The sequence below is a fragment of the Tessaracoccus pujii genome, assembly GCF_054483895.1.
Genome location: NZ_CM137012.1, coordinates 507,926 through 533,694 on the forward strand (window position 1 = coordinate 507,926; position 25,769 = coordinate 533,694).

Consider the following 25,769-nt stretch of genomic DNA (forward strand, 5'->3'; position numbering starts at 1 on the left):
GATCAACTCCTCTGGAACATGGCGAGCATGCGGTGGGTGATGGCGAAGCCGCCGACGCAGTTGACGCCGGCCAGCACGATGGCCAGGAACGCGAGCAACTGCACGTGCAGTTGGTCTGACGTCAGCTGCGTGATGGCGCCGACGATGGTGATGCCCGAGACGGCGTTCGAGACGCTCATCAGGGGGGTGTACAGAGCGGGCTGCACGCCCCAGATGATGTAGTAGCCGACTACGCAGGCCAACCCGAACACCAGGATGCTGGAGAGGAAGCCGCCCGGGAGGACGAGCGTGAGCGTGAGCCAGGCCGCCACCAGAATCAGCACCATCCGGAACCGCGCCCACTGGTTCGGAGGCTCGGGCGTCGCAGCGAAGGCCGGCACGATCGCAGGTCTGGGAGCGGCCGCCGGCGCGACGGAGACCTCGATGGGAGGCGGCGGGAAGGTGACCTCCCCGTCGTGCGCCACCGTCATCTGGCGGTGGACCTCGTCGGAGAAGTCGAGGGAGATCTGACCGTCCTTGGCGGGGGTCAGCAGCTTCATCAGGTTGACGACGTTGGTGCCGTAGAGCTGGGACGCCTGCCCGGGCAGGCGGCTCGCCAGGTCCGTGTAGCCGACGATGTGGACCCCGTTGTCCGTCACGTAGGACTCGCCGGGGCGTGTGAGTTCGCAGTTGCCACCGCCGCTCGCCGCCAGGTCCACGATGACGCTGCCCGGCCGCATCGAGGAGACCATGGCGGAGGTGATCAGTTTCGGTGACGGGCGGCCCGGGATGGCGGCCGTGGTGATGATGATGTCCACCGTGCGGGCCTGCTCCGCGTAGAGCTCGGCGGCGCGCGCCGCATAGTCCGCCGTCGTGGCCTTCGCGTAGCCATCGGAGGAGACCCCCTGGTCGTCGTCGGCCACCTTCAGGAAGGTGGCTCCCATGGACTCCACCTGCTCGGCCGTCTCGGGACGCACATCCGTGGCCGTCACCTCCGCGCCCAGGCTGCCGGCCGTGCCGATCGCGGACAGACCCGCCACGCCGGTGCCGATGACGAACACCTTCGCGGGGGCCACTTTGCCGGCCGCGGTGACCTGGCCCGCGAAGAAGCGGCCGAACTCGTGTCCTGCCTCGATGACCGCGCGGTAGCCGGCAATGTTGGCCATGGAGCTGAGCGCATCCAGGGACTGGGCGCGCGAAATCCGCGGCACCATATCCATCGACAGGGCGGTGACTCCCCGCTCTGCGAGAGCCTCGATCAGCTCGGTGCCGGTGCGGGGGTGCAGGAAGCCGATGACCAGCTGTCCCGCACGCAGCCGCGACAGCTGGGCAGGCGACGGTTCGCCCACCATGGCGACCACGTCCGCCGCCCAGGCCTCGGAGCCGTCGACGACGGTGGCCCCCGCCTCGGCGAACGCCGCGTCGGGCAGCGCCGCGAGCGTGCCGGCCCCCGACTCGATCACCACGTCGTGGCCGAGCTTCAGCAGGGTGGCCACCGTGACGGGGGTGGCGGCCACCCGGGTCCCGGGGGATTCGTTGGGGATGCCGATCTTCATGGGCGCGTCCTTTCACCGGATGCGTGTGCACTCCTGCAGGAGCCTAACGGTCCTGCGGCCCGCTGTCCGGTGGGGGGGTGCTCCCGTGCGTGGGAGCGCGTCAGGGCCGCGCCTCGGTATCCTGGTGCGGTTCAGTCATCTGCGAAGGGCTCAAACTAGTGTTCGACACGCTGCAAGACCGGCTGTCGTCGGTGTTCAAGGGGCTGCGCTCCAAGGGCAGGCTCACCGAGGCGGACATCGACGCGACCATGCGCGAGATCCGCATCGCCCTGCTCGAAGCCGACGTGAACCTGGGCGTGGTCAAGGAGTTCGTGGCCGCCGTCAAGGGCCGTGCGCTGGAAGCCGAGCTCTCCAAGGCCCTGAACCCGTCACAGCAGATCATCAAGTTCGTCAACGAGGAACTCGTCACCATCCTCGGTGGCGAGACCAGGGCCATCCGGTACGCGAAGCGGCCTCCGACGGTCATCATGCTCGCCGGCCTGCAGGGAGCGGGCAAGACCACACTGGCCGGAAAGCTCGCGCACTGGCTCAAGAGCGAGCGGCACGCGCCGCTCCTGGTGGCCGCAGACCTGCAGCGTCCCAACGCCGTCAACCAGCTGCAGATCGTGGGCCAGCGCGCCGGTGTGCACGTCTTCGCGCCCGAACCCGGCAATGGCGTGGGGAACCCGGTCGAGGTGGCGCGCCGGGCCATCGCCCACGCCGAGGCCAAGCTCTACGACGTCGTCATCGTCGACACTGCCGGCCGGCTCGGCATCGACCAGGAGCTGATGCGGCAGGCGGCGGACATCAAGGCCGCCGTGGGACCGCACGAGACGTTGTTCGTGGTGGACGCCATGATCGGTCAGGACGCCGTCAACACGGCCAAGGCCTTCGACGAGGGCGTGGGCGTGGACGGCGTGGTACTCACCAAACTCGACGGTGACGCCCGCGGTGGCGCGGCGCTCTCCATCGTGCGGGTCATCGGTAAGCCCATCATGTTCGCCTCGAGCGGCGAGGGCCTCACCGATTTCGACATGTTCCACCCGGACCGGATGGCCTCGCGCATCCTCGGCATGGGCGACGTCCTCACCCTCATCGAGCAGGCGGAGAAGACCTTCGACGCGGAGGAGTCCCGGGCCGCAGCCGAGAAGCTGATGGGGAGGAACAAGTTCGGGCTCCAGGACTTCCTCTCACAGATGCAGCAGCTCCGTAAGATGGGACCCATGTCGAAGATCCTCGGCATGCTGCCGGGGGCAGGACAGTTCAAGCAGGCCATCAACGAGATCGACGAGAAGGAGATCGATCGCATCGAGGCCATCATCTACTCGATGACCCCCCGGGAACGCGACGACGTGGCCATCCTGAACGGGTCCCGGCGGGCGCGCATCGCCAAGGGGGCGGGGGTTCAGGTGGCCGAGGTCAACAAGCTGGTGAACCGGTTCGTCGAGGCCCGCAAGATGATGGAGGCGATGGCCGGCGGAGGCCTGCCCGGAATGGGCGGCATGCCCGGCGCCCCCGCCGTGGGGGCCGGCCGCAAGGCTCAGCAGAAGAAGCAGCAGCAGAAGAAGCAGCAGCGGCGTGGCCCCAAGGGTGTCCGGCCGCAGCCCGCGCAGCAGCGACCCGCGCAGGCTGAGATCCCGCAGTCCTTGGACGAGTTCCAGCTGCCCCCGGAGCTGCAGAAGATGTTCAACGAGAACAAGCCGAAGTTCTAGTCAGTCACATCCGAGGAGCCGTCATGACGTCAGCGCTGCACCTGCAAGGCGTCTTCCTGCCCGACGCCGAGGCCCGGGAGATGTGGATCAGCGACGGAATGCTGACGTCCGAGCCGGTGGCCGGCGCCCTCACCGTTGCGACCAACGCCTGGGTGATCCCGGGTCTGGTGGACGCGCACTGCCACATCGGCCTCGGCCCCCGGGGAGCAGTCAGCGCGGACGCTGCACGCGGGCAGGCCCGCGCGGACCTGGCGGCGGGGACCATGCTCATCCGGGACGCCGGTTCCCCGTCGGACACCCGGTGGGTGCAGGCTACGCCGGAGCTACCCCGCCTCATCCGTTCCGGGCGCCACGTGGCGCGCCCGCTGCGCTACATCCGCTACCTCGGCGTCGAGGTGGAACCCGAGCACCTCGTCGAGCAGGTGCGGCACGAGGCCCGTGACGGCGACGGATGGGTCAAGCTCGTGGGGGACTGGATCGACAGGGAAGTGGGTGACCTGGCACCGCTGTGGCCGGCCGACGTCGCCGCGGCGGCAATCGCGGCGGCGCACGAGGAGGGGGTGCGCGTCACGGCCCACTGTTTCGGTGAGCAGGCGGTCCACGAGCTCGTGGCAGGGGGGATCGACTGCATCGAGCACGGCACGGGTCTCTCGGACGAGGGAATCTCCCAGATGGCCGAGCGGGGGACGGCGTTGGTGCCCACCATGATCAACCTGGACAACTTCCCCATGTACGCCACACCGGCACGGGAGAAGTTCCCCCGCTACTACTCCCACATGATGGACCTCTACGCTCGGCGGAAGCAGACCATCGGAGCCGCCATCGAGGCCGGGGTGCCCGTCTTCGCGGGCACCGACGCCGGCTCCGTCGTGGAGCACGGCAGGATCCGTGACGAGGTAGACGCGCTCGCCGAACTGGCGGGCACCGAGTACGCGCTCGGTGCCGCCAGCTGGCGCGCCCGGCAATGGCTGGGGGCGGACTGTCTGACAGCCGGATCCAGCGCGGATCTCATCGTGCTGGATGCGGACCCGCGCGAGGACCTCTCCACACTCCGGCGCCCCTTGGCGATGGTGCTCCGCGGCAGGGTGGTCCGCTGAGTCGGTACCCTGGCGGGGACTCAAGGAGGCCCACTGTGACCGACCCCACCCCGTCCTTCCCGCCGCCCAGCGTGGAACACCGATCACCAGATCTGCCCTCCGCGCCCCTGCCCCCGACCCCCTTCCCGCACGCCGGCGTGACTCATAAGCGGGGCAGCGGCTTCGGCCGCGGTTTCGGGATCGGCAGCGGTATCGGTCTGGGCCTGGGAGCCGCGTCGCTGCTGCTGGCTCTCGTCCTGGGCGGCATGGCGCTGGTCGGCTCACTGACCCTGGTGTCGACGGCGGGCGGCACCGCCACCACCCAACTGGCCACCATCTGGGGCGGCGGCAGCCAGTCCTTGAGGGCCATCCCGATCACCGGCCCCATCCTGGCGGACGCCTCCGACGGCGCGCTCCTGTCGGTGGGGTCCTACGGCTACGAGATCGCCACCCAGATCGACGGACTCACGGCCGACGACGCGGGGGGCCTGGTGCTGCTGGTCAACACGCCCGGCGGGAGCATCGGCGGCTCCAGGGCCATCAGCGACGCCGTGGTCCGGTACCAGGAGCGCACGGGCCAGAAGGTCCTGGTACATGTCAGTTCCATGTCTGCCTCCGGAGGCGTGTACGCCACCGCGCCCGCGGATGAGATCATCGCGGGCCACGGCGCGCTGGTGGGGTCCATCGGCGTCATCTTCGGCCCGTTCGACCAGTACTCGGGGGTCGTCGCCACGAGTGGCACGCTCTTCGAGTCCGGCGTCACCACCACCGGTGGCATCACCCGGGAGTACCTCTCGCAGGGCGAGGGTAAGGACTTCGGCAACCCGTACCGGCCGATCACCGCCGGGGAACGCGCCGTGTACACCGTTGGACTCGCCAACGAGTACGACAACTTCATCGGCCACGTGGCCGAGCATCGAGACATTCCCGAGGCGACCATCCGCTCAGAGATCGGGGCGCACCTCTACGACGGGTCCAGGGCAGAGGCCCACGGGCTGATCGACGGGGTACTGGGCCGCGACGAGTTCTTCCGTCATGCCGCTGAGGCCGCCGGGCTCGACCCGGACGACACGCGGGTCGAGGCGGTCCGTCAGCCGAGCGCCTGGGAGGCCTTTCTGGGAGTGCAGCGGCCCTTCGGTGTGGCGCCCGCGGTCCACGGATCGCAGGGGGTGGCGCCCGTGCTGAGCCCGGTCTTCTGCCGGGCCACCCAGCCCTTGGCGTACTCCGGGGACCTCTCGGCCGTCTGCGGCTGAGGGTCAGCCCCAGCCCAGCGAATGAAGCGAGGCCTCGTCGATCCCGTGGTAGTGGCCCAGTTCATGGAGCAGCGTGACCCAGATCTCCTCGTAGAGCTCGTCCTCCGTCGCGCACATCCGGCCCAGGGGTCCACTGAACAGCACGATCCGGTCCGGCAGCTGCCCGTAGCCGTACTGGTCCCGCTCGGTCAGGGCTGTCCCCTCGTACCAGCCGAGTGAGTCCGAGCCGTCCTCCGGCTCGTCCTCGATGACGAACATGAGGTTGTCGAGCCCGGTGACCAGCTGCTCGGGCAGCGCAGCGAGGGCCTCCTCGACGAGGGCCTCGAACCCGGATTCTGAGATGTCCACGGGCCCGATGCTACGTCGGCGTCTCGCACGGATTGGCCGTCGCCGGTGGATCTGGCAGAATGTCTGATGCACCTCTTTGCCCGGGCCCTCTCATCCGAGCCTCGAGGTCCCTCAGGTTTGTGCGCGGCGTGCCCCACACGTCGCGTGCGTCCATCCACATCGTCTGCCCGGCAGACACTTTCATCACAGGAGAACCACACCCGTGGCAACCAAGATTCGCCTCAAGCGGCTCGGCAAGATCCGCTCGCCCCACTACCGCATCATCGTCATCGACTCGCGCGCCAAGCGGGAGGGCAAGGCCATCGAGGAGATCGGCCTCTACCACCCGAAGAACGATCCCTCGGTGATCCGCGTCGACTCCGAGCGCGCCCAGTACTGGCTGTCCGTGGGCGCCCAGCCCACCGAGGCCGTCGTCGCCATCTTCAAGCGCAGTGGTGACTGGCAGAAGTTCAGCGGCGACACGACGCCCTCGGGCATCGATCCGCAGCCGGAGCGCCGTGACCGTGAGGCCGAGTTCGCCAAGGCCCTCGCCGAGGACAGCGGCGCGACAGCGCCGGCGATCTCCAAGGCGAAGAAGAAGGCTGACGAGGCCGCCGCCAAGGCTGCGACCGCGCCCGCTGCGGCGGCGTCCGAGCCCGAGGCCGCGGCCAACGAGGCCGAGGCTCCTGCAGAAGAGGCCTGATCGTGCTCGCGGAAGCCCTTGAGCACCTCGTCGCCGGAATCGTGTCGAACCCCGACGACGTGTCGGTCAAGGACAAGGACCTGCGGCGCGGGCGCCTCCTCGAGGTGCGGGTGCACCCAGAGGACGTCGGCAAGGTGATCGGCCGCCAAGGTCGCACTGCGCAGGCTCTGCGCACCGTGGTCGCGGCGTTGGCCGGCAAGGAGAGCGTCCGGGTGGACTTCGTGGACGTGGACCGTCCCCGTCGCCCCTGACACACCAGCACAAACGATGCCCCGGTAACCCCAACGGGTCCGGGGCATCGCCGTCCCCGCGTGGCGGGACAACAGCGAAGGAGTACCGGTGAGTGACCTGGTGGACGTGACTGTCGGCAGGATCGGCCGTCCGCACGGCTTGAGGGGCGACGTGTTCATCGACCTGCGCACGGACGAGCCGGCGCGCCGGTTCACGGTGGGCACGAGGCTGCAGCTGGGGGAGAAGGGCCAGAGCATCGAGATCGCGACGGTGACCTGGAACAGGGGGCGGTTGATCCTGTCGTTCGTGGGGTACCCGGACCGCACTGCCGTCGAGCCCCTCATCGGCCAGTGGTTGGGGGCTCGCGTTCCCGCCGAGGAGCGTCCCAGTGAGACCGAGGAGTACTTCGATCGGCAGCTGGTGGGGCTGAGCGTCCTCGATCACGCGGGCGTCCGGGTGGGCAGCGTCGAGGAGGTGCTGCACCTGCCGGCCCAGGACGTCCTGCGCATCACCCTCGCCGACGAGGAGGAACGTCTGGTGCCGTTCGTAACCGCGCTGGTGCCCGTGGTGGATCTCCAGGTGGGGCACGTGCAACTGGCTGATGTCGAGGGTCTGCTGGAGGACCTCGAATGAGGATCGACATCGTGACGATCTTCCCGGACTACTTCGCGCCGCTGGCGCTCAGCCTGGTGGGCAAGGCCGTGTCCACCGGCACCGTGGCCCTCGCGGTGCACGACCTGAGGGACTGGACGCACGACCGTCACCGCACCACGGACGACACGCCCTACGGAGGTGGCGCGGGAATGGTGATGAAGCCCGAGCCGTGGGGGGAGGCGCTGGACGCGCTCGAGGAGGCGTCATCAAGTCCGATGACGGTGGTCGTCCCGACTCCCGCGGGCGTGCCGTTCACCCAGGCCCTGGCCTACGAACTCGCGGAGCGGGAGCGGCTCGTCTTCGCGTGTGGGCGCTACGAGGGCATCGATCAACGAGTGATCGATCACTGCTCGCAACGCTATGAGCTCGTGGAGGTCTCCCTCGGTGATTACGTGCTCAACGGGGGGGAGGTGGCCACGCTGGCGATCATCGAGGCCGTTGTGCGGCTCCTTCCCGGCGTGCTGGGCAATCCGGCCTCACTCGTCGAGGAATCCCACTCGGCCGGGCACGGCAACCTGCTGGAGTATCCGAGCTACACCAAGCCCCCGGTCTGGCGCGGTAGGGCGGTGCCGGAGGTGCTGCTGAGCGGCAACCACGCGCTGATCGATCGGTGGCGGCACGAGCAGGCGCTGGCGCGCACGCTCGAGCGTCGGCCGGACCTGATCCCAGACGAGTTTTCGTAACGGAACAGGCCCGTAAATGGCCTAGCGAAACGCGTCTCGGATAACATCACCCCGGCGCCCGTAGGGGTGCTGCGTTGGCTAGAGTGACGGCGTGGCAACAACTCTCACCATCCATCAACGGGCGATGCGTAGCACGGTCATCAAGAAGGTCGTCATGGCAGTGACAGGCCTGATCATGATCGCGTTCCTGCTCGTGCACATGTACGGCAACTTGAAGATGTTCCTCGGTCCCGAGGCCTTCGACCATTACGCCGACTGGCTGAAGGGGAACACCGATGACGGTGGCATCCTCTACCCCCTCCTTCCGGCCGGTTGGTTCATCTGGATCTTCAGGTTCGCCCTCGTCGCCTCCGTGATCCTGCACATCTGGTCTGCAGTGACTCTCTCGGCGGAGACGCTCAAGAACCGCGGTAGCAAGTACGTCAAGTCCCAGAAGAAGGTGCAGACCTACTCGTCGCGCACCATGCGCTGGGGCGGCATCATTGTCGCGGCCTTCATCATCTTCCACCTGATCCAGTTCACCATCATCCCCGGATCCTTCGGCGGCAACGCCGACGAGCCGCACTCGATGGTCCTGGCCAGCTTCAGCCAGTGGTGGATGGTCGCGCTGTACGCCGTCTGCATGGTGCTCATCACGATGCACGTCCGGCACGGCTTCTGGAGCGCGTTCACAACCCTCGGCAGCAACACCAGCGCCCAGTCGCGCACGGTGCTCAATGTGCTGGCCATCGTCGTGTCCGTCGCCCTGTTCGTCGGCTTCATGATCATGCCCCTGGCCGTCCTCTTTGGAGTTGGTATCTGATGACTGCAACCAGCACGACCCCCGGCCTCGCCAGTGAGTACTGGGCTGAAGGCGCCGATATCGCCGACACCAAGGCTCCCCGCGGAGTCGAGATCGACAAGGTCTGGAAGTCGCGTCAGTTCCAGGCCCGCCTGGTCAACCCGGCCAACCGTCGCAAGCTCAGCGTCATCATCGTGGGCACCGGGCTCGCCGGTGGTGCCGCGGCGGCGACGCTCGGCGAGGCAGGCTACAACGTCCTGAACTTCTGCTACCAGGACAGCCCCCGTCGCGCCCACTCCATCGCGGCCCAGGGTGGCATCAACGCCGCCAAGAACTACCGCAATGACAACGACTCCACGCACCGGCTGTTCTACGACACGGTCAAGGGTGGCGATTACCGCGCCCGCGAGACGAACGTCTACCGCCTTGCGGAAGTGTCGGCCAACATCATCGACCAGTGCGTTGCCCAGGGCGTCCCGTTCGCCCGCGAGTACGGCGGTCTGCTGGACACCCGCTCCTTCGGCGGCGTCCAGGTCCAGCGCACCTTCTACGCCAGAGGTCAGACCGGCCAGCAGTTGCTGATCGGGGTCTACCAGCAACTGGAGCGTCAGATCGCCGCGGGCACCGTGAAGATGTACGCGCGCCACGAAATGGTCGAGATCATCGTCGTCGACGGCCGCGCCCGCGGCATCGTGACCCGCAACATGATCAACGGCAAGGTCGAGACCTGGACCGCTGATGCGGTGGTGCTCGCCACGGGCGGTTACGGCAACGTCTTCTTCCTGTCGACCAATGCCATGGGCTGCAACGTCACGGCCACCTGGCGCGCGCACCGCAAGGGCGCACACTTCGCCAACCCCTGCTACACGCAGATCCACCCCACCTGCATCCCGGTGCACGGGGATACCCAGTCGAAGCTGACGCTCATGTCCGAGTCGCTGCGCAACGACGGCCGCATCTGGGTGCCCAAGCGGGCCGAGGACTGCGCCAAGGATCCGCGCCAGATCGCCGAGGAGGATCGCGACTACTACCTGGAGCGCATCTACCCCTCGTTCGGCAACCTGGTGCCGCGCGACATCGCGTCGCGTCAGGCGAAGAACATGTGCGACGAGGGCCGCGGCGTCGGCCCGGCGGTCACCGAGCGTGACTCCTCCGGAGTCGAGCGTCAGGTGCGTCGCGGCGTCTACCTGGACTTCTCGGATGCCATCAACCGCATGGGTCAGAAGACCGTGGAGAACAAGTACGGCAACCTGTTCGACATGTACGCGCAGATCACGGGCGAGAACCCCTACGAGGTGCCCATGCGCATCTACCCGGCGGTCCACTACACGATGGGCGGCCTCTGGGTGGACTATGACCTGCAGTCGTCGATCACCGGGCTCTACGTCACGGGTGAGGCGAACTTCTCCGATCACGGAGCGAACCGCCTCGGCGCATCGGCGCTCATGCAGGGTCTGGCAGACGGCTATTTCGTTCTGCCGAACACGATCAACGACTACCTCGCCGACGCTCCGTTCGAGAAGATCTCCGAGGATCACCCCGCCGTCGTCGAGGCACGCGATGCCGCGACCGCCCGCATCACGACGCTGCTCTCCATCCAGGGCACGAGGTCGGTCGACTCCTATCACAAGGAACTCGGCAACATCATGTGGGAGTACTGCGGCATGTACCGCACGGAGGAGGGGCTCACCAAGGCCATCGGGCTCATCCGTGAGCTCAAGGCCGACTACTGGAAGAACGTCCGGGTGACCGGCGTGAACGAGGACTTCAACCAGGCTCTCGAACGCGCAGGCCGCGTGGCGGACTTCTTCGAACTCGGTGAACTCATGTGCATCGACGCACTCCACCGACGAGAGTCGTGTGGCGGTCACTTCCGCGCCGAATCCCAGACCGAAGAGGGCGAGGCGCTGCGAAACGACGACGAGTACCTCTACGTCGGCGCGTGGGAGTGGGGTGGCGAGAGCGGCAAGCCCGTACTGCACCGCGAGCCGCTGATCTACAAGGCAATCGAACTGAAGCAACGGAGTTACAAGTGAAACTCAAGCTACGTATCTGGCGTCAGGCCGGCCCCGATGCAGCCGGTCGGATGGTCGAGTACGATCTGGACGGCGTGTCGGACGACATGTCCTTCCTGGAGATGCTTGACCTGCTCAACGAGAACCTCACGCAACGCAACGAGGAGCCGGTGGCGTTTGACCACGACTGCCGCGAAGGTATCTGCGGCATGTGTGGCGTGGTCATCAACGGCGTCGCCCACGGCGCGCCCGAGGGTATCCGGACCACCACCTGCCAGCTGCACATGCGTTCGTTCGCAGACGGCGCCACGATCGACATCGAGCCCTGGCGGGCTGGTTCGTTCCCGGTGCTCAAGGACCTGGCCGTCGATCGCACGGCGTTCGACCGGATCATCCAGGCCGGCGGCTTCATCTCGTCGAACACCGGCTCCGCTCCTGACGCACACGCCATGCCGGCCCCCAAGCGGGAGTCGGACGTCGCGTTCGACAACGCCACCTGTATCGGGTGCGGCGCGTGTGTCGCGGCGTGCCCCAACAGCTCCGCCATGCTCTTCACGGCCGCGAAGATCACCCACCTGGCCATGCTCCCGCAGGGGCAGCCAGAGCGGTACCGTCGCGTCAAGTCCATGGTGGCGCAGCACGACGAAGAGGGATTCGGTAACTGCACCAACATCGGCGAGTGCGCCGCGGTGTGCCCGAAGGGGATCCCGCTGGAGTCGATCTCGCAGTTGAACCGCGACCTCATCGCCGCGATGTTCAAGAAGGACGGGAAGTGAGCTTGTAGGTGCCCGTCGGGCAAGGCAAGCCAGGGTGAGTGGGGACGCGCCGGGAGGCGAGTCCGCATCGAAACCAACGGGAGGCCCCGGGGAGTTGACCCCCGGGGCCTCCCGCATTTCGCGGCGGTGTGTCCCTCTGCCATAATGACTAGTCGTTGCCCACACCTGGGCAACCCGGATTCGCCGCAGCTCCTGCCACTGGGGGACTGTCTGTGGCTGTCCGGCCAGAACAACCCGCGGTGACCTGTGGCACTGACGGAAGGGTTTGACCATGACCAACCTGCTGATCCAGGAATTCAACAAGGCGTCCCTGCGCGACGACATCCCGGACTTCCGCGCCGGTGACTCCGTCAAGGTGCACGTGAAGGTCGTCGAGGGCACCCGCTCCCGCGTCCAGGTGTTCGCCGGCGTCGTCATCGCGCGTAACGCGGGCGATGTGCAGGCCGCATTCACCGTTCGCAAGGTGAGCTTCGGCGTCGGCGTCGAGCGCACCTTCCCCCTGCACAGCCCGATCATCGAGAAGATCGAGGTGGAGCGTCGCGGAGACGTGCGCCGCGCCAAGCTGTACTACCTGCGCGGTCTTCGCGGCAAGGCAGCCAAGATCAAGGAGAAGCGTTTCTGAGCGCAGGCTCGATGACGTCGAACCGCCGGTGGCCGTGGCCACCGGCGGTTCGTGCATGCAGGGGCCCGAGGCGCGCGCGGTATGCTCTGGGGAGCGCCGCCAACCCGCCCCGAAGGACTGATCCTGTGGAATCCACTGCCGACCCGCTCGATGAAGCTCGGCCGGCGTCGCCCAGCCTGGGCTCGAAAGTGCTGGGATGGCTCACGGAGGGCGTGCTCATCCTGGTGGGGGCCGTCGTCATCGCCACGCTCCTGCGCACGTTCGTGGGCCAGATGTTCGTCATCCCGTCGGGTTCCATGGAGAACACCCTGCAGGTCAACGACCGGGTCCTGGTGGCGAAGTTCGGCGGGTTCGAGCGCGGCGACGTGGTGGTGTTCGAGGATCCCGGCAGCTGGCTGGCGGCCAGCGCGCCGTCGACCAACCCGGCGAAGATCGCCCTGGAGTTCGTGGGAGTGCTTCCCAACTCGGGCACTGAGCACCTCATCAAGCGCGTGATCGGGATGCCCGGGGATCACGTCCGGAGCACGGACGACGGCAAGATCGAGGTCAACGGATCGGTCCTGGAGGAGAGCTCCTACCTGTACAGCGAGAACGGGATTCAGGTCGCCCCGGTGACGGTGCCCTTCGACATCGTCGTACCGGCGGAGAGCCTCTTCGTCATGGGAGACCACCGCAACGCGTCGGCCGACTCACGGTGCCGGCTCGCCGAGGTGTCGCAGAACCCGGGTGAGAGCGCCTTCGTCCCCACCGAGAACGTGGTCGGTGCTGCAGTGGCGATCGTCGCGCCCCTGGACCGGCTGGCCACCTTCACCCTTCCGGTGACCTTCGCGAAGGTCCCGGCGGCCGTTGACCCGGCCCCTGCCCAGGCGGAACTGATTCACGTGGAGCCCGGCTGCTGATGATCCGGCTCGGTCGAGGGACGTACAGCTACGAGCGGGCGCTGGTCCGGGCTGGGCTCGGACCGGTGGCGGGGGCCGACGAGGCAGGTCGGGGCGCGTGCGCGGGTCCGCTGGTGGCCGCTGCCGTCATCCTGGACCCGGATCGCCCCATTGCCGGGCTCGATGATTCGAAAGCGTTGACGGAAGCGGCGAGGGATCGGCTCCACGACGAGATCATGCGTCGCGCCACCGCGGTGGCCGTCGCCATCGTGGAGGCCGACGAGTGTGACCGCCTGGGGATGCATCAGGCAGATCTGCACGGGCTGCGCCGGGCAGTCGGCCGGCTCGACGTCGCACCCAATTTCGTCATCACGGACGGATTCGCTGTCGACGGGCTCGGGGTCCCCGGCCTGGCGGTGTGGAAGGGCGACAAGGTGGCTGCGTGCGTCAGTGCCGCCTCCATCGTCGCGAAGGTCACCCGGGACCGCATCATGGTGGCCCACGACTCAGCCTTTCCGGCTTACCACTTCGCGATCCACAAGGGTTATTGCACCTCGCTCCATCAATCTGCGCTGGACGAGCACGGGCCGTCCGCCATCCACCGGTGGTGCTTCGACAACGTGGCGCGAACGGCTAGAGTTGGGGGACGATGAGCGCCGAGGACCTTGAACAATACGAGAGCAAGCTTGAGCTCGACCTGTACCGCGAGTACAAGGACGTGGTGGGCATCTTCACCTATGCGGTGGAGACCGAGCGGCGCTTCTACCTCTGCAACGTCGTGGACCTGAAGGTGCGTACCGAGGGCGGAGACGTCTACTACGAGGTGTCCATGGGCGACGCGTGGGTGTGGGACATGTACCGTCCGGCACGGTTCGTGAAGTCGGCCAAGGTGCTGACCTTCCGCGATGTGTCCATCGAGGAGATAGCCCACTCGGATCTTCAGGTGCCTGAGAACCAGTGATCCCGCTGCCTGTGGACAACGGTAAGTAGGAGCCGCGCCGTCCGATCATGGGATCGGAGGTGGTGGCGATGGAAAGCCCTACACAGGCTCTCGGTAGGCGAGGCGAGGACAAGGCCGTCGAGTATCTGGTGGCCCGCGGTTGGCGGGTCCTGGCGCGCAACTGGCGGTGTCGCGAGGGCGAGATCGATATCGTGGCGGCCGAACCGGACGGACGCACTCTGGTGGTGGTGGAGGTCAAGTCCCGCTCGGGAACCGGGTTCGGCGCCCCTCTGGAGACCATCACCTACCGGAAGGCGTGCAGGCTGCGTCGCCTGGCCGCCCTGTACGTCAGGGAGTCCGGTCTTCACCCGAGCGTGATCCGGGTGGACGCGGTCGGGGTGCTGTGGCCCCGCGGCGGCCAGTGCGAGTACACCTATGCGCGCGGGATCGACGAATGGTAGGCCGGCACGTCTGGTCGGTGGCGCTCTCCGGGATCAACGGGTTCCCCGTCGAGGTGGAGGCGGCCAAGGGCGGGGGGCTGCCGCGGGTTCAGCTCGTGGGTCTGCCTGACGCCGCGCTCAGTGAGGCCAAGGCCCGCGTCAGGGCTGCGGTGCTTGCCACAGGTCTGTCCTGGCCACCCGGCCTCGTCACCATCAACCTGTCGCCGGCCGGTCTGCCCAAGGCCGGCACGCACTACGACGTGGCCATCGCGGTGGCTGCGTTGATCGCCGAGGGCCAGATGGAGCTGGTCTCGGACACCCGCACCGTGCTGGTGGGCGAGCTGAGCCTGGACGGCCGCATCCGGAAGGTGCGCGGGGTGCTCCCTGCCATGCTGGCCGCCTCGAAGGCGGGGTTCGAGCGTGCCATCGTCCCCGCGGGCCAGCAGACCGAGGCCTCGCTCGTGTCAGGTCTGACGGTGTGGGGGGCTGGACGTCTCGCTGAGGTGGTAGACCTGCTGGAGGGCAAGCCCGTCACCAACCCCACTGAGGCAGCCCCCGCATCCTCCGAGCCGTTCGACGGTCCGGCCGGCTTCACTCCGGATCTCGCGGATGTGGTCGGTCATGAGGACGGCAAGTTCGCCTTGGAGGTGGCGGCCGCTGGGCGGCACCACCTGTTTCTCCACGGCTCACCAGGGGTGGGGAAAACCATGCTGGCCTCGCGGCTGCCCTCCATCCTCCCGGACCTGGATGAGGGTGAGGCGGTGGAGGTGTCTGCCATCCACTCGCTGGCGGGCAGGGAGCTGACCGGGCTGATTGTCCGGCCCCCCTACGCGGATCCCCACCACTCGGTCACCCCGGTCGCGCTGGTCGGCGGGGGCACGTCCGAGGTCAGGCCCGGAGCCATCTCGCTGGCGCATGCTGGAGATTCGGAATTGTTACCTGGGTCCGGTGGCCGGGCACCCAGTAGGTAACCGCTTGGGTGTCCGTCCCACCCCGGACCTCGGACCCCATAACACCTACGTGGAAGGACCCCACAATGGCAGACCAGGAGACCAGCCCGCTGGCTGATCTTGAACTCGCAATGCGTGGCGCAGCCGATGCGCTTCGTGAGGTTGAGGACACCGCAGTTCAGCAGGTGCAGATCCGTAATGCGCGGGCTGCACTGCACGACGACGTCCAGACCATGGACGTGGACCGTCTCGTCGAGAAGTTCCCCGCACTGAAGGAAGGGCGCTGACATGAAGGTCACTGAGTACTTCTCGGACGCCAACCGCAACGCGCAGTACCTCGCCGAGCTCAACCAGGAGATCGAGCGCAAGAAGGAACGCCAGCGCGAGAAGGAACAGCTCGATGAACTCCGGCGCGAGGTCGAGAGCTTGAAGGAACAGCTGCGCGGATCGAAGGAGGAGGGCTGACATGGATGATCTGATCACGCACGCAGCGCGCCAGGCTCAGGCATCGGCACTGGCCGAGAAGGTCAACGCCATGTTCCCCACTGCCGAGGAGGAGCGTGAGGCTGAGGCTGGCCTCATCCGAGAGCAGACGGCCGCCCGCCTGGCCGAGTTGCACAAGGCCATCAAGACGCAAACCGACGCAGCGGTGGCCTGCATCCAAGAGATGTGGGACTTCACCGATGAGATCGCCGACGGTGGGGGAGACGCCGACGCGGCATCCATCAAGCGTCGCACGACGGAGCTTCGCACGAAGTACGAACAGCTCCAGTCCGCCGTGGGTGAGCTGGTCGCTGAGTACAACCGAACTAGGGAGCGTGGCAACGCCCCGGCCGCGGCACGTGACGACATGCTCCGCCGCTTCCCGATGCTCGATAAGGGTGGCGCGTTCGTGCCCGAGCCTGGCACGTCGCTGGAGGAGACTCCCGCGACCGAACCCCCTCTGCTTCCCCCGAGCGGTCAACCCACGCGTCGGAGGCGCATGGACCCGAACACGCCCAGCGTTGACGGGCTGGTCGCCAAGTACCCCGCATTGAAGAGGTGATCCCCCGTGGGTGTTCATCCTCACAAGGGACGGGAACGTGTCACGCACAGTGAGGCCTTCTGGGCTGACCCGAACCACGGCCACCTCACGCGCTGTCTGGCGACCCAACGTGACGGAACCCGCTGCAGGGCCGAGGCCATCGCCGGTGGGAACGTGTGCACCCTGCACGGTGGTGAAGCCGGGCAAGTTCGCCGCAAGGCCGCTGAGCGCGTTGTTCGCTCGGCAGAGGCGGCCGTGGACCGGATCATCGACTTCATCAACGACGCGGATGTCCCCGCTGGGATTCGTCTGAAGGCTGCCCAAGACATCGCTGATCGCGCTGGTCTGGCAGCAACCCAGATGCACCGGATCGTCACGGACCAGAGCGACCCGATGGAGCAACTGTTCCGTGACTTGCTCGCTGATCCCGACGCGCTGGAGGACAGCACCGACCTGATCATCGAAGGGTCGATCGTTGAGGAGGAGCCGCAGCCCGCGCTGCCGGCTCCGCTGACCGAGGAAGAGGAGAAGGTCAACATGTCCAGCGCCCCGCCCGCGTGGCTCAATCGCGCCATGAGGGACCGCAGAAGCTGATCTGAGACACTCCAACCGGCCGGCCTGGCAACCAACCAGGTCGGCCGGTTCATGTGCTGTCGAAGTGGCCTGTCATGGCCGCTTTGGGAACTGTGGCACAATCGCCGGGTGACCCCTCGGAAACTCTGGAGCGCTGAGATCTGCGCTGGTGCTGGTGGCCAAGCGTTGGGATTGGAGCAAGCCGGGTTCGAGCACCGGGTGTGCGTCGAGTGGGAACATCTGCCCTGTGAGACCCTCCGCCTCAACCGCCCGGAGTGGCACGTTGTCGAGGCCGACCTGCGCGAGTGGGATGGCCACATCTACCGGGGCAAGGTGGACCTCTTCGCCGGTGGCGTGCCATGCCCTCCGTACTCTGTCGCCTCGAAGCAACTGGGGGAGGACGACGAGCGCAACCTATTTCCGCGCGCCCTCGAACTGGTCGCCCAGATCGAACCGAAGGCCGTGATGCTTGAGAACGTGCGCGGCCTGCTTGACCCCAAGTTCTCGGGTGTCCGTGACAGCATCGATGAGACTCTGCGCTCTATGGGGTACAACCCGCGCTGGCAGCTGCTTAACGCCTCGCACTATGGGGTCTCCCAGCTGCGTCCGCGCGTCATCTTGGTGGCCATGCGTGACCCGTGGGATCAGTACTTTGCCTGGCCCGCTCCGAACATGGAGGACCCCATCACCGTCGGTGAGTTGCTGCGCGACGACATGGCGGTTGCGGGCTGGGAAGGTGCCGATGCATGGGCCCAGGGGGCAGATGGGATCGCCCCAACACTCGTTGGTGGTTCCACCAAACACGGTGGCCCCGACCTCGGTCCCACCCGTGCCCGCGCCGCGTGGAAGAAGCTCGGTGTCAACGGTGGGTCGCTGGCTCCCGAGCCGCCAGAGCCTGGCTTCGTTGGTCTCCCGCGTCTCACCGTCGACATGGCCGCACGCGTGCAAGGTTTCCCACGCGAATGGCGCTTTGCTGGGGCCAAGACGGCCGCATACCGCCAAGTCGGCAACGCTCTGCCTCCGCCCGTGGCTCGTGCTGTGGGACTGAAGATCGCCGCTGCTATCCGCCGAGGGGACAAGGATGTCTGACGCGCTCCTGACCGAAGCTCGACGCCGGTTCCATGAGTCCCTTGTGGCAGAGGGGGCGCTGGCGATCAGCCCTGATGGTGTCGCGTCGAACGCGGACAAAGACCAGTACTCCAGCCGGACAATCGCGCTCTCCATTGCACGTGCACTCGACGCACCCGAAGGTGTGAAGCTTCCTGGGCAAAGTGCCGGGAGTAGGTTTGAGGGCTGCGTGAAGGAGTTCCTGCGTGACACCTTCCCCCACATGCAGTCCATCCGTCCCGGCAAGTGGGACGTGAGGGACGTAGGTGGTTCTCGCCGTGAGTATCACTTGGCGCGCTATGAGCCCTACCTGCACCTCGACGAACTCGCCAACGCGATCAAGAGGGACCGAACCCTTGAGAGCGTGTTGGGCAACAACTACTCTGTGTCGCCCGACGTAGTCATCACGCGCGAACCTGAACCGGACGACACGATCAACCGTGATGAGGTTGTGGTCGATGACGGGTCTGGGAACCTGTCCATCGTGCGCGCCGTGAACAATCCGCACCCGATTGTGCACGCCGTCATCTCGTGCAAGTGGACGCTTCGCTCGGATCGCGCCCAGAACGCGCGGTCGGAAGCCCTGAACGTGATCCGCAACCGCAAGGGTCGCACTCCGCATGTGGTGGTCGTCACTGGGGAACCGACACCCTCGCGCCTCGCATCGCTGGCACTGGGTACTGGCGACCTCGACATGGTCTATCACATGGCGCTACCTGAGTTGATCACCGCAGTTGAGGACCTCGGCAATGACGAAGCAAGCGCCATGCTTGAGACCCTCATAAACGGGAAGCGCCTGCGCGATATCTCCGATCTGCCGCTGGACCTGGCCGTCTGAGCGCTCTTGACCTTGGCCGCCGACCCGTGTAGCGTCTGTGGCAGACAAACGGACTAGACCCTCTGGGGTGTGGTCCGTTTGTGCGTTCCCGCTCCTGGCGGTCTAGCCATGACTGAAAGGAGTGTCCAGACATGGATGAAATCGCGAGCCCTTGGAGTGGATCGGTTCCGCGCGGACTGGTGATTCCCGAGTTCGACCCCGGAAACGTTGACGAGTGGGCGCACGTGGTCGAGATTTGGCACGAGGCATTCCCGCAGTTCCTCGGGGCGCGGGTGAAGATCGAGGTCGAGCTCGACAACGAAGGCATCATGCAGTTCGACACTGCCTTTGAGTAGGCCGCCTAGTCCATCGTGCCCGGGCCTGATCGTGTCGGTCGGGCCCGGGGCGCTGCTCCTGGGAGGTGGGCACCGCCTAGCCGTACCAGCTGCGGATCGTCTCTGTGAGGTCCTCGCCTGCGACCGTGTAGGTCTGGTCGGTTGGCGCGTGGAGGAGCTTCAGAACGTCACGAGCCACCACCGGCGGCGCGTCCACCGTGGCCAACTCGCGCGCCGTCATCAGCGCCGCACGGTTGAGGAACACCGCCAGCCGGTCCGGCTCCTGCCACACGATGTAACCGCCGTCCGCCAGTGGTGTGACCTCTGCGGCGTGGTCGTACTCCGGCTGCCGGTAGCCCGGTGGCGTGTAGACCGCATCGGCTGGTTGCTCACGAAATGGCATGGCTGACACCTCTTGCCGTCCACTCTGCCGCATGGCGTGGCTGCATGTTGGGCCGCGCGTTGAGCCACGCCGCGATATCGGCAGTGGGGTGGCCCCCGGCCCGTAGGGTTCGGATCGCCTCGATGACGCCTTGCTCGCGTTCGTCTGGCCCGTTCTTGGTCCACCCGAACCTGTAGCTTCCGCTGCCTTTGCCTCCGCGTGCCTGCTTGGCCGCGCGCCCAGATGCCAGACGTAGCGCGATGAGACTGCGCTCGTACTCCGCGAACGCGCCGAGTATCTGCCGCATCATCTTCCGGCTGGGATCGTTGGGGTCGTCGAGGAGGTCGTTCTCGCTCGCAACGGCAGAGAGGAGCCTTCCCCCGGCTTGGTGTAGCTCCCGGATCAGCATCTCCTGGAGGACCACATCACGTGCGAGCCGGTCCAACCGGGCCACGAGGATGGCCTCTGCGCCCCCGTTCCGGACTTCCGCGAGTGCCTGTGCCAGCATCGGCCGGTCAGCCCTACTGCCTGAGACCCCTTCCTCACTGAGGAGGTGGACCACCTCGTGGTGGTGCTGGGCTGCGTAGCTGCGGCACGCCGCCTCCTGTACCGCTAGGCCGTTGCCTTGCTCCGCCTGGGTGGTGGTGGATACCCGTAGGTAGATGATCACTTGCACGATGGCTCCGTTACTGTGCGTGGGTGGATGTTGTGGCCCTCGTCGTCGCTGTCGCTGCCCTAGCCGTCGCGTTCTGGGCTCTTGCCCTGGCCCGCGTGGCCGTCGAGCGTCGGAGGGGGGACCGATGATGCTGTTGGAGGTGGGGAGTGTGGCTGATTGGGTCGCCGCCGTCGCAGCCGGGCTGTCCGCGGTGCTCGCCGTCATTGCGCTGGTGATCGCCGCACGTAGCAACGTGACTGCCCGAGGGGCCGCCGATGCCGCGAAGCGCTCCGCCGATGCAGCCGAAAGGGCCAACGAGCGCGCGATGCTTCGCGAGGAGGAGTTCCACCACGTCAACTGGACGGTGAGATGGCAACACGTGCCAACGGCAGGGGAGGTCGAGCCCGATCGGCTCCCCGACCTCCTCGTGAAGAACGACGGCCCAGACGTGGCCTTCGATGTCAAAGTGCTGTTTCGTGTCGGAGGGTCCTGGACCGGCATGGTGAGGTTGGGAGACATCAGCCCTGGCGACGCGCAACCCTTCTTCCCCAACACCAACGGGATCAAGCTGGTCAGTCCAGCCTCGGAGTATGAGGGGTTCCTGCCACCACCCGATAAGCCCGCGCCTCCCCGTGACGTTCGCCCCTTCCCATCCCATGAGTGGGACCTTGGTGAGGACCCACACGAGCTGTTCAGGCGCATGAAGGAGGGTGAGATCGTCCTGGTCCTGCGTTGGCACTCCGCTATGGGGCGCCCTCGGCAGCGCACCTATACTTTCAACCCCTTCGAGACTGTCGATGGGGAGGACGGTCTGGGCTTCTGGTACCCGTACTTCGTCACCGAGGACATCCCTGCACAGTGACGATCTGAGCACGCCTGAATCGGGACCGGGACAAATCCCCAGCCCCGATCCCCGCGGCCGTCTGGTCGTCATCTACGGCGTCCCGGAGCTGGTCTAGGCCGCATCGCTGGGGCAGAGGGAACAGCTTGGATCAGCCTGGTCCTTGTGTTCCGCGTGCGCCTGGGCCGTCGCGACGATCTCGCGGACCTTGGGCATGAGGTAGCTGGTCGGTCCCTCGTAGCCCAGCGCCTGGAGGATCTCCTTGCACTGCTTGCGCGTGAGGGGCTTGGGGTCGGCCTCGGTCTCGGCCTCGCCGCACATGGGGCAGGAGGGGGAGGGCTTGCCCTCGTGCGCACCGTCCTGGTGCTCGTTCTCCAGCATCGCAACCTCGTTGCACTCCTGGCAGAGGTGGTCACCAGCCTTGCGCTGGGCTGCCGTTAGCCGCTTGCCGCACTGGGTGCATGTCGTGGTGGTGGTCATCGCCGTCGTCCTTTCGTCAATCGTACGGTAGTTCGATTGCAACAGGACTCGATGCATGTGTCAATCCGTGCTTATTGATAAGCATGGTCGCGACGACAGATGGCCTCTAGACGCGTCGAGTCTGACGACTGGTGGTAGTCCCCAGCCCGTGAATGCCGTGCCGTCTGGTGGCATCTGATCACGTGAGGCAGAGGGGGTTACGGCGTGGCCTGGAAAGTTTGGAGCGTCTGGTACGAACGAGTGTTAGGCAACCCCACCATCTCAGGCGCGCATGTATAGGGTCTGGACCACTTTCTGGTCCAAGTCTCCGATCTCGTGAAAATGCTGGACCAGATTTTTGGTCCATTCGCAAACTCTGGCTAGAAAAAAACCTCTATAGGGCTTTTGTTTGTCATTTCGACTGGTCCATCTGGTCCACAGCAGTAAATACCGTTGTCAACCCGGGTTTGAGCTGGACCAGTTTCTGGACCACGTGGACCAGATGGACCAGATTTTCTACGAGAGAAGGGACCCACTCCCGTGAGAATGGGTCCCCGTCTCCGTCGCTACCGCGAGATTGCACGCAACTCTAGAAAGTTTGCACCTGGACCAAATTTCTGGTCCAGCACCTCCTACGGCCTCCAGTCGTGCCCCAACGTGAGGCTCCAGTCCCGATAGCCCCACGGCCGGGTACCGTCACCGAGCCGTTCCCTGACGCGTTCACCGAGGCGCCCGTCCATCCTGTTGAGGAACGTGGTCTTGCCCATGGGACGGCCCCCGTCGCCAACCCACACGCGATAGTCCGCGTAGAGGCTGGCAACGTCGAGGAAGGCACCCGTGGTGCTCTTCAGGCGCTCCTCGACGTACTGGCCAATGTCGTCCTGCTCGCTCCGGTAGCTGTTCGTCTTGGCGCGCACGACGTCCGGCACCTGGAGACCGTCCTGCTGCCACTTGAGGGCACCTTCGACCATCCACTTGAGGATGCCCGGCCCCTCGTTCTCGATGAACGAGTCCGCCAGCCCCCGACGTTGATCCTGAGGCTCGACCCTGGCATCCCACGGCACCAGCAAGACGCGCCGCCACATCGCATGGCTGTCGTCCGTGATGGTCGGCCTGTGGTTCACCGCGAACCAGATCTTGTGGGTAGGGACAAACGTGAAGAAGTCTTGATAGAGCCTCCTCGCCGTGATCGCGTCCTCACCCGTCAACTGCTTAACGGTCCGCTCGTCGAGCCTCGCACCCTCCCTGGTCTCGCTGGCCACCACGAACCGCTTGCCGTGAAGGTCTGCCACGCCAGTCGTGGACGCCCCACCGCGCTTGGTCGTGAGGAGGTCCGGCTCCGCGTGGAGTGCGTAGTCACCTAACACGCCCTCCATGACGGAAAGGAAGGTCGACTTGCCGTTGGCGCCGCCACCGTGGAGGAGGAACAGCACCTGCTCGCCCGTGTCTCCGGTGATGGTGTAACCCACGGCCCGCTGGAGGAACTCCACCAGCTCTGGACGGTCGCACATCGCCCACGACAACCACGCCTCCCAGCCCGGTGCGCTTGCCGAAGGGTCGTAGGCCGTCTGCGTGATCTTCGACAGCAAGTCGTCCCGCCGATGCTCGCGCTGTGCTCCCGTTGTCAGTTCGACCGTCCCGCTAGGGGTGTTGAGCGTCCACGCGTCGACGTCGAACTCGTTGAGCTTGACGCCGATCTTCGGATCGGCCAACCCCAGCGCCGGCATGGACTTGATCCTCCCCGCGCTGAGAGACATGGTGGCGTGTTTCAGTGCCGCCTTGCGCGCCTCGTCACCCTGGATCGTCACCGCCCGCTCGCCTAGGGACCGGGCCGTTTCGCGCGCCAGCGCCAGCACCCGCGTGTCCGCCTTTGGAGCCCACCTACTGCCATCCCACGCCATCCAGATTTCCGCGTCGGTGGCGTACCGGATGACGTCGTGGTGCTGGTCCACGAACAGTGACGCGTTGCCGTCGTCCGTGGGGGAGTACTGCTGGTCAGCGTCGGAGTGGTCCATCTTGAACGCCTGCTCGACCTTCGCCAAAGCCTCGACCCTGGGGAATGGAGGGGTGCAACTCTCCGCGGCCTTGAGTGCAAGAGTTTCGACCGCTGCCCGATCGTCCCCCAACTGCCGACGCCACCGACAGCACAACCTGAACAGCTCGTTGTCCCGCTGCCCTTCCGGAATCCCATTCAGCAGTGCGTCGCCCGTCTTGGGCAACGACCCATGGGGCGTGCTCGCCTTGTCGTCGAGCTTGCCCGTGGGGAACTCCGGCACCGACTGGGCACGGTCGAACCGATGCCACGTGTAGGCCCTGCCCGAGACGTGCCTGGAGCCCGCCATGAGCACGTAGCCGTTGGTGGCCTGGATATCGATGCCGGGTCGCCAGTTCGTCCTCTTGGTGACGCTTCGCACGACCTGTTGGGCCTTGCCCTCCGAGGTCGCGACCCACTCACGCGGCGCGTCGTAGTAGAGGTGCCACCCGCCGCCACCGGTCGCCACCACGAGCGGAGTCTCCGGGAGGTCACTGACCGCGTCCAACGTTCCGCCGTTCCGCGGGTCGATGTCGACCACCACGCCCGTGGTGGGGACCACCCCGAGGTTGACCGCGTTGGGCCACTTCTCCAGCCATTGACTGATGGTGTCGATATCGCTGGTGGCCCCGTTCATCCAGTCGCGAATCCGAGGGTGCTTCCCCGCCGCGCGGCATGCCGTGTCGCCGCACGTGCACGAACCGCTACCCGTGATGCTGTGGCACGGAATGACCTTCCATCCCAGGTCCAAGACCGACTGGATAGAATCGATATTGCTCCTATATGTACCGGTGGCCCCAGCTTCCCACCCCCGAGCTGGGGCCATCTTCATGTCCTCACTCATCGGTGAACACCCCCTTGAAGCACGCGCTGCACAGCGTCGCGCGCATGAGGACATTCATGGGAACATCGAGGGGCCGCACATATACCGGGTAGGACGATTCACCCTGCTGAAGGCAGAGGGGGCACGTCGTCACTGGCGCAATAACCCAGCTGGTAGGCGCGTAGGTGTCCTTGCCGTACTCGAGGGCGATGGGCCAGTTCCAATTGTCCCGGCTGGTGTCGAGCTTCGGCCGGATGTGCTTGTACTCGGAAAGGAACCGGTCACGGCTCCGGATGAAAGCCGACCGGGCCTTTCCGTGACGCAGTGTCACGACGGCGGAGTGGTCCTTGTAGGTCACGTCAAGCTTCATGCCATCCTCCTGAACATCAGTCGGTAGCAGTGCTTGCACAGACCCATGAAGATGGGAACGCGCACCGTCGCGTCGATGACGAAAGTCCCCACCGCGTGCGTGACGTGGGGCACCCGACAGCGGCCGCACAGATACGCGTCACCCAGACCCTCGTCCGACGCGCTCTTGACTGCGCGGCGCGCACCGACCTCAACCGGCACGAGAAGGTCGGTCCCGCTGACGACTGCCATCGTGCGGTTGAGAACCTTGAGACCCCACCGCTCGACAACCTCCAGCGCCCCATTGAGGAAGACGCCGTAGGCGGCCATGAGGGCCTGCTCCATCTGCTGGTCCTGGGCCGTGGGGTTCTCGCCGAGGTCGATGAGACCGCTCCGGAGAATGAAGCCGAGATCGGACATTTCATGGAACGTAGCTGCGACCTTCACCGCGTGGCTCCCTTCTTGAGGACCGCCACGATGGCGTCGGTGTTGCCGCTGATGTGCGTCTGCACGCTGGAGCGCTCGCAGTCCCGCTTGAGGATTTCGCGCTCGATGGGGGTGAGGGTCCAGATCACTTCTCGGCCCTCGCGTTTCTCGCGTAGGGCCTGGCCAGCATCTGTGCTGAGAACAACATCTCGACGGGCACATTGAGAAGCTTCGGGAGACGCGCCCGAAGGTCCGGTGATGGGGAGACACGTCCATAGCACGCACTGATGAAGTGGTACCTGGGGATGTCCATTTCTGCCGCTGCACGATTCAACGTCCAGCGCTGTTCCTTGAGGTGCCTGAGCACCGGTTGAGGCCATGAAGTCTTGGCC

Annotated in this window: 33 protein-coding genes; 24 read left to right on the forward strand and 9 right to left on the reverse strand. The window is 66.3% G+C overall.

Annotated elements, in window-relative coordinates:
* Window positions 1-2 precede the first annotated feature (2 nt).
* A complete protein-coding gene (locus ACX1D0_RS02370; protein ID WP_459019308.1) occupies window positions 3-1,535 on the reverse strand; it encodes a Re/Si-specific NAD(P)(+) transhydrogenase subunit alpha in 1,533 nt (510 codons plus the stop codon).
* Window positions 1,536-1,693: 158 nt separating this feature from the next.
* Between ACX1D0_RS02370 and ffh the strand changes: the two genes are divergently transcribed.
* Genes ffh through ACX1D0_RS02385 form a run of 3 tightly spaced genes read left to right on the forward strand, consistent with a single transcriptional unit; the run spans window position 1,694 to window position 5,555 of the window.
* The gene (ffh, locus tag ACX1D0_RS02375) at window positions 1,694-3,226 is read left to right on the forward strand and encodes a signal recognition particle protein (RefSeq protein WP_459019309.1); all 1,533 of its coding nucleotides are present in this window, start codon (window positions 1,694-1,696) and stop codon (window positions 3,224-3,226) included.
* Between the two features lie 23 nt (window positions 3,227-3,249).
* Window positions 3,250-4,323 (forward strand): amidohydrolase family protein, encoded by a 1,074-nt coding sequence (locus ACX1D0_RS02380; RefSeq protein ID WP_459019310.1) that lies wholly within the window; start codon window positions 3,250-3,252, stop codon window positions 4,321-4,323.
* A 35-nt stretch (window positions 4,324-4,358) separates the two neighbouring features.
* A complete protein-coding gene (locus tag ACX1D0_RS02385) occupies window positions 4,359-5,555 on the forward strand; it encodes a S49 family peptidase (RefSeq protein ID WP_459019311.1) in 1,197 nt (398 codons plus the stop codon).
* Between the two features lie 3 nt (window positions 5,556-5,558).
* On the opposite strand, the gene ACX1D0_RS02390 is transcribed toward ACX1D0_RS02385, so the two are convergent.
* On the reverse strand, window positions 5,559-5,903 hold the full coding sequence (locus tag ACX1D0_RS02390) for a metallopeptidase family protein (protein WP_459019312.1): 345 nt from the start codon (window positions 5,901-5,903) through the stop codon (window positions 5,559-5,561).
* Between the two features lie 202 nt (window positions 5,904-6,105).
* Between ACX1D0_RS02390 and rpsP the strand changes: the two genes are divergently transcribed.
* The 20 genes from rpsP to ACX1D0_RS02490 all read left to right on the forward strand — a co-directional run bounded on the left by rpsP (window position 6,106) and on the right by ACX1D0_RS02490 (window position 19,432).
* A complete protein-coding gene (gene rpsP / locus ACX1D0_RS02395; RefSeq protein WP_459019313.1) occupies window positions 6,106-6,585 on the forward strand; it encodes a 30S ribosomal protein S16 in 480 nt (159 codons plus the stop codon).
* A gap of 2 nt (window positions 6,586-6,587) precedes the next feature.
* Window positions 6,588-6,836, forward strand: coding sequence for an RNA-binding protein (locus ACX1D0_RS02400; RefSeq protein ID WP_459019314.1), 249 nt, complete (start codon window positions 6,588-6,590; stop codon window positions 6,834-6,836).
* A gap of 88 nt (window positions 6,837-6,924) precedes the next feature.
* Entirely contained in the window at window positions 6,925-7,449 is a 525-nt protein-coding gene (gene rimM, locus ACX1D0_RS02405; RefSeq protein WP_459019315.1) for a ribosome maturation factor RimM, read from the forward strand.
* Window positions 7,446-8,153: a tRNA (guanosine(37)-N1)-methyltransferase TrmD gene (gene trmD / locus ACX1D0_RS02410; RefSeq protein WP_459019316.1), complete on the forward strand. Its 708-nt coding sequence runs from the start codon at window positions 7,446-7,448 to the stop codon at window positions 8,151-8,153. The genes rimM and trmD overlap by 4 nt, the downstream gene beginning before the upstream one ends.
* Window positions 8,154-8,244: 91 nt before the next feature.
* Window positions 8,245-8,955 (forward strand): succinate dehydrogenase cytochrome b subunit, encoded by a 711-nt coding sequence (locus tag ACX1D0_RS02415; protein ID WP_459019317.1) that lies wholly within the window; start codon window positions 8,245-8,247, stop codon window positions 8,953-8,955.
* Window positions 8,955-10,970, forward strand: a complete 2,016-nt coding sequence (locus ACX1D0_RS02420; protein ID WP_459019318.1) for a fumarate reductase/succinate dehydrogenase flavoprotein subunit — start codon at window positions 8,955-8,957, stop codon at window positions 10,968-10,970. Before ACX1D0_RS02415 ends, ACX1D0_RS02420 begins: the two co-directional genes overlap by 1 nt.
* Complete coding sequence (locus ACX1D0_RS02425; protein WP_459019319.1) at window positions 10,967-11,725, forward strand: succinate dehydrogenase/fumarate reductase iron-sulfur subunit; 759 nt, start codon at window positions 10,967-10,969, stop codon at window positions 11,723-11,725. The genes ACX1D0_RS02420 and ACX1D0_RS02425 overlap by 4 nt, the downstream gene beginning before the upstream one ends.
* Before the next feature lie 271 nt (window positions 11,726-11,996).
* Window positions 11,997-12,347, forward strand: coding sequence for a 50S ribosomal protein L19 (rplS, locus tag ACX1D0_RS02430; protein ID WP_459019320.1), 351 nt, complete (start codon window positions 11,997-11,999; stop codon window positions 12,345-12,347).
* A gap of 125 nt (window positions 12,348-12,472) precedes the next feature.
* Window positions 12,473-13,246, forward strand: a complete 774-nt coding sequence (gene lepB, locus ACX1D0_RS02435; RefSeq protein WP_459019321.1) for a signal peptidase I — start codon at window positions 12,473-12,475, stop codon at window positions 13,244-13,246.
* Window positions 13,246-13,878 (forward strand): ribonuclease HII, encoded by a 633-nt coding sequence (locus ACX1D0_RS02440; protein WP_459019322.1) that lies wholly within the window; start codon window positions 13,246-13,248, stop codon window positions 13,876-13,878. Before lepB ends, ACX1D0_RS02440 begins: the two co-directional genes overlap by 1 nt.
* Window positions 13,875-14,186, forward strand: a complete 312-nt coding sequence (locus ACX1D0_RS02445; protein WP_458993560.1) for a DUF2469 domain-containing protein — start codon at window positions 13,875-13,877, stop codon at window positions 14,184-14,186. Before ACX1D0_RS02440 ends, ACX1D0_RS02445 begins: the two co-directional genes overlap by 4 nt.
* 68 nt (window positions 14,187-14,254) lie before the next feature.
* Window positions 14,255-14,626 (forward strand): YraN family protein, encoded by a 372-nt coding sequence (locus ACX1D0_RS02450; RefSeq protein WP_459019323.1) that lies wholly within the window; start codon window positions 14,255-14,257, stop codon window positions 14,624-14,626.
* The gene (locus ACX1D0_RS02455) at window positions 14,620-15,576 is read left to right on the forward strand and encodes an ATP-binding protein (RefSeq protein ID WP_459019324.1); all 957 of its coding nucleotides are present in this window, start codon (window positions 14,620-14,622) and stop codon (window positions 15,574-15,576) included. Before ACX1D0_RS02450 ends, ACX1D0_RS02455 begins: the two co-directional genes overlap by 7 nt.
* A gap of 65 nt (window positions 15,577-15,641) precedes the next feature.
* Window positions 15,642-15,842: a hypothetical protein gene (locus ACX1D0_RS02460; RefSeq protein ID WP_459019325.1), complete on the forward strand. Its 201-nt coding sequence runs from the start codon at window positions 15,642-15,644 to the stop codon at window positions 15,840-15,842.
* A 1-nt stretch (window position 15,843) separates the two neighbouring features.
* Window positions 15,844-16,020 carry a hypothetical protein gene (locus ACX1D0_RS02465; protein ID WP_459019326.1) on the forward strand — a complete coding sequence of 59 codons (177 nt, stop codon included), beginning with the start codon at window positions 15,844-15,846 and terminating at the stop codon, window positions 16,018-16,020.
* A 1-nt stretch (window position 16,021) separates the two neighbouring features.
* Window positions 16,022-16,600: a hypothetical protein gene (locus ACX1D0_RS02470; protein WP_459019327.1), complete on the forward strand. Its 579-nt coding sequence runs from the start codon at window positions 16,022-16,024 to the stop codon at window positions 16,598-16,600.
* A 153-nt stretch (window positions 16,601-16,753) separates the two neighbouring features.
* Window positions 16,754-17,173 (forward strand): hypothetical protein, encoded by a 420-nt coding sequence (locus tag ACX1D0_RS02475; protein ID WP_459019328.1) that lies wholly within the window; start codon window positions 16,754-16,756, stop codon window positions 17,171-17,173.
* A 108-nt stretch (window positions 17,174-17,281) separates the two neighbouring features.
* Window positions 17,282-18,241, forward strand: coding sequence for a DNA cytosine methyltransferase (locus tag ACX1D0_RS02480; RefSeq protein ID WP_459019329.1), 960 nt, complete (start codon window positions 17,282-17,284; stop codon window positions 18,239-18,241).
* On the forward strand, window positions 18,234-19,097 hold the full coding sequence (locus ACX1D0_RS02485) for an NgoMIV family type II restriction endonuclease (RefSeq protein ID WP_459019330.1): 864 nt from the start codon (window positions 18,234-18,236) through the stop codon (window positions 19,095-19,097). The genes ACX1D0_RS02480 and ACX1D0_RS02485 overlap by 8 nt, the downstream gene beginning before the upstream one ends.
* Before the next feature lie 131 nt (window positions 19,098-19,228).
* The gene (locus ACX1D0_RS02490) at window positions 19,229-19,432 is read left to right on the forward strand and encodes a hypothetical protein (protein ID WP_459019331.1); all 204 of its coding nucleotides are present in this window, start codon (window positions 19,229-19,231) and stop codon (window positions 19,430-19,432) included.
* A gap of 76 nt (window positions 19,433-19,508) precedes the next feature.
* Here the strand turns inward: ACX1D0_RS02490 and ACX1D0_RS02495 are convergent, their stop codons facing one another.
* Together ACX1D0_RS02495 and ACX1D0_RS02500 are read right to left on the reverse strand one after the other, a co-directional pair.
* A complete protein-coding gene (locus ACX1D0_RS02495; protein WP_459019332.1) occupies window positions 19,509-19,814 on the reverse strand; it encodes a hypothetical protein in 306 nt (101 codons plus the stop codon).
* Window positions 19,801-20,469: a recombinase family protein gene (locus tag ACX1D0_RS02500; RefSeq protein WP_459019333.1), complete on the reverse strand. Its 669-nt coding sequence runs from the start codon at window positions 20,467-20,469 to the stop codon at window positions 19,801-19,803. The genes ACX1D0_RS02495 and ACX1D0_RS02500 overlap by 14 nt, the downstream gene beginning before the upstream one ends.
* 148 nt (window positions 20,470-20,617) lie before the next feature.
* Here ACX1D0_RS02500 and ACX1D0_RS02505 point away from each other — a divergent pair, with 148 nt between their 5' ends.
* Complete coding sequence (locus ACX1D0_RS02505) at window positions 20,618-21,310, forward strand: hypothetical protein (protein WP_459019334.1); 693 nt, start codon at window positions 20,618-20,620, stop codon at window positions 21,308-21,310.
* A 93-nt stretch (window positions 21,311-21,403) separates the two neighbouring features.
* On the opposite strand, the gene ACX1D0_RS02510 is transcribed toward ACX1D0_RS02505, so the two are convergent.
* The 5 genes from ACX1D0_RS02510 to ACX1D0_RS02530 form a co-directional block, all read right to left on the reverse strand.
* Window positions 21,404-21,769 carry a hypothetical protein gene (locus ACX1D0_RS02510; protein ID WP_459019335.1) on the reverse strand — a complete coding sequence of 122 codons (366 nt, stop codon included), beginning with the start codon at window positions 21,767-21,769 and terminating at the stop codon, window positions 21,404-21,406.
* 611 nt (window positions 21,770-22,380) lie between these two features.
* Window positions 22,381-24,678 (reverse strand): phage/plasmid primase, P4 family, encoded by a 2,298-nt coding sequence (locus tag ACX1D0_RS02515; protein ID WP_459019336.1) that lies wholly within the window; start codon window positions 24,676-24,678, stop codon window positions 22,381-22,383.
* Complete coding sequence (locus ACX1D0_RS02520) at window positions 24,617-24,973, reverse strand: hypothetical protein (protein ID WP_459019337.1); 357 nt, start codon at window positions 24,971-24,973, stop codon at window positions 24,617-24,619. Before ACX1D0_RS02520 ends, ACX1D0_RS02515 begins: the two co-directional genes overlap by 62 nt.
* On the reverse strand, window positions 24,970-25,371 hold the full coding sequence (locus ACX1D0_RS02525; protein WP_459019338.1) for a hypothetical protein: 402 nt from the start codon (window positions 25,369-25,371) through the stop codon (window positions 24,970-24,972). The genes ACX1D0_RS02520 and ACX1D0_RS02525 overlap by 4 nt, the downstream gene beginning before the upstream one ends.
* A gap of 23 nt (window positions 25,372-25,394) precedes the next feature.
* A complete protein-coding gene (locus tag ACX1D0_RS02530) occupies window positions 25,395-25,526 on the reverse strand; it encodes a hypothetical protein (RefSeq protein ID WP_459019339.1) in 132 nt (43 codons plus the stop codon).
* Between the last annotated feature and the right edge of the window lie 243 nt (window positions 25,527-25,769).

Coding starts and splice junctions, on each gene's coding strand:
- ACX1D0_RS02370 (WP_459019308.1), bottom strand. CDS start 1,535: ATGAAGATCGGCATCCCCAACGAATCCCCCGGGACCCGGGTGGCCGCC.
- ACX1D0_RS02380 (WP_459019310.1), top strand. CDS start 3,250: ATGACGTCAGCGCTGCACCTGCAAGGCGTCTTCCTGCCCGACGCCGAG.
- trmD (WP_459019316.1), top strand. CDS start 7,446: ATGAGGATCGACATCGTGACGATCTTCCCGGACTACTTCGCGCCGCTG.
- ACX1D0_RS02420 (WP_459019318.1), top strand. CDS start 8,955: ATGACTGCAACCAGCACGACCCCCGGCCTCGCCAGTGAGTACTGGGCT.
- rplS (WP_459019320.1), top strand. CDS start 11,997: ATGACCAACCTGCTGATCCAGGAATTCAACAAGGCGTCCCTGCGCGAC.
- ACX1D0_RS02440 (WP_459019322.1), top strand. CDS start 13,246: ATGATCCGGCTCGGTCGAGGGACGTACAGCTACGAGCGGGCGCTGGTC.
- ACX1D0_RS02445 (WP_458993560.1), top strand. CDS start 13,875: ATGAGCGCCGAGGACCTTGAACAATACGAGAGCAAGCTTGAGCTCGAC.
- ACX1D0_RS02450 (WP_459019323.1), top strand. CDS start 14,255: ATGGAAAGCCCTACACAGGCTCTCGGTAGGCGAGGCGAGGACAAGGCC.
- ACX1D0_RS02455 (WP_459019324.1), top strand. CDS start 14,620: ATGGTAGGCCGGCACGTCTGGTCGGTGGCGCTCTCCGGGATCAACGGG.
- ACX1D0_RS02460 (WP_459019325.1), top strand. CDS start 15,642: ATGGCAGACCAGGAGACCAGCCCGCTGGCTGATCTTGAACTCGCAATG.
- ACX1D0_RS02465 (WP_459019326.1), top strand. CDS start 15,844: ATGAAGGTCACTGAGTACTTCTCGGACGCCAACCGCAACGCGCAGTAC.
- ACX1D0_RS02470 (WP_459019327.1), top strand. CDS start 16,022: ATGGATGATCTGATCACGCACGCAGCGCGCCAGGCTCAGGCATCGGCA.
- ACX1D0_RS02485 (WP_459019330.1), top strand. CDS start 18,234: ATGTCTGACGCGCTCCTGACCGAAGCTCGACGCCGGTTCCATGAGTCC.
- ACX1D0_RS02490 (WP_459019331.1), top strand. CDS start 19,229: ATGGATGAAATCGCGAGCCCTTGGAGTGGATCGGTTCCGCGCGGACTG.
- ACX1D0_RS02495 (WP_459019332.1), bottom strand. CDS start 19,814: ATGCCATTTCGTGAGCAACCAGCCGATGCGGTCTACACGCCACCGGGC.
- ACX1D0_RS02510 (WP_459019335.1), bottom strand. CDS start 21,769: ATGACCACCACCACGACATGCACCCAGTGCGGCAAGCGGCTAACGGCA.
- ACX1D0_RS02515 (WP_459019336.1), bottom strand. CDS start 24,678: ATGTCCTCATGCGCGCGACGCTGTGCAGCGCGTGCTTCAAGGGGGTGT.
- ACX1D0_RS02520 (WP_459019337.1), bottom strand. CDS start 24,973: ATGAAGCTTGACGTGACCTACAAGGACCACTCCGCCGTCGTGACACTG.
- ACX1D0_RS02525 (WP_459019338.1), bottom strand. CDS start 25,371: ATGTCCGATCTCGGCTTCATTCTCCGGAGCGGTCTCATCGACCTCGGC.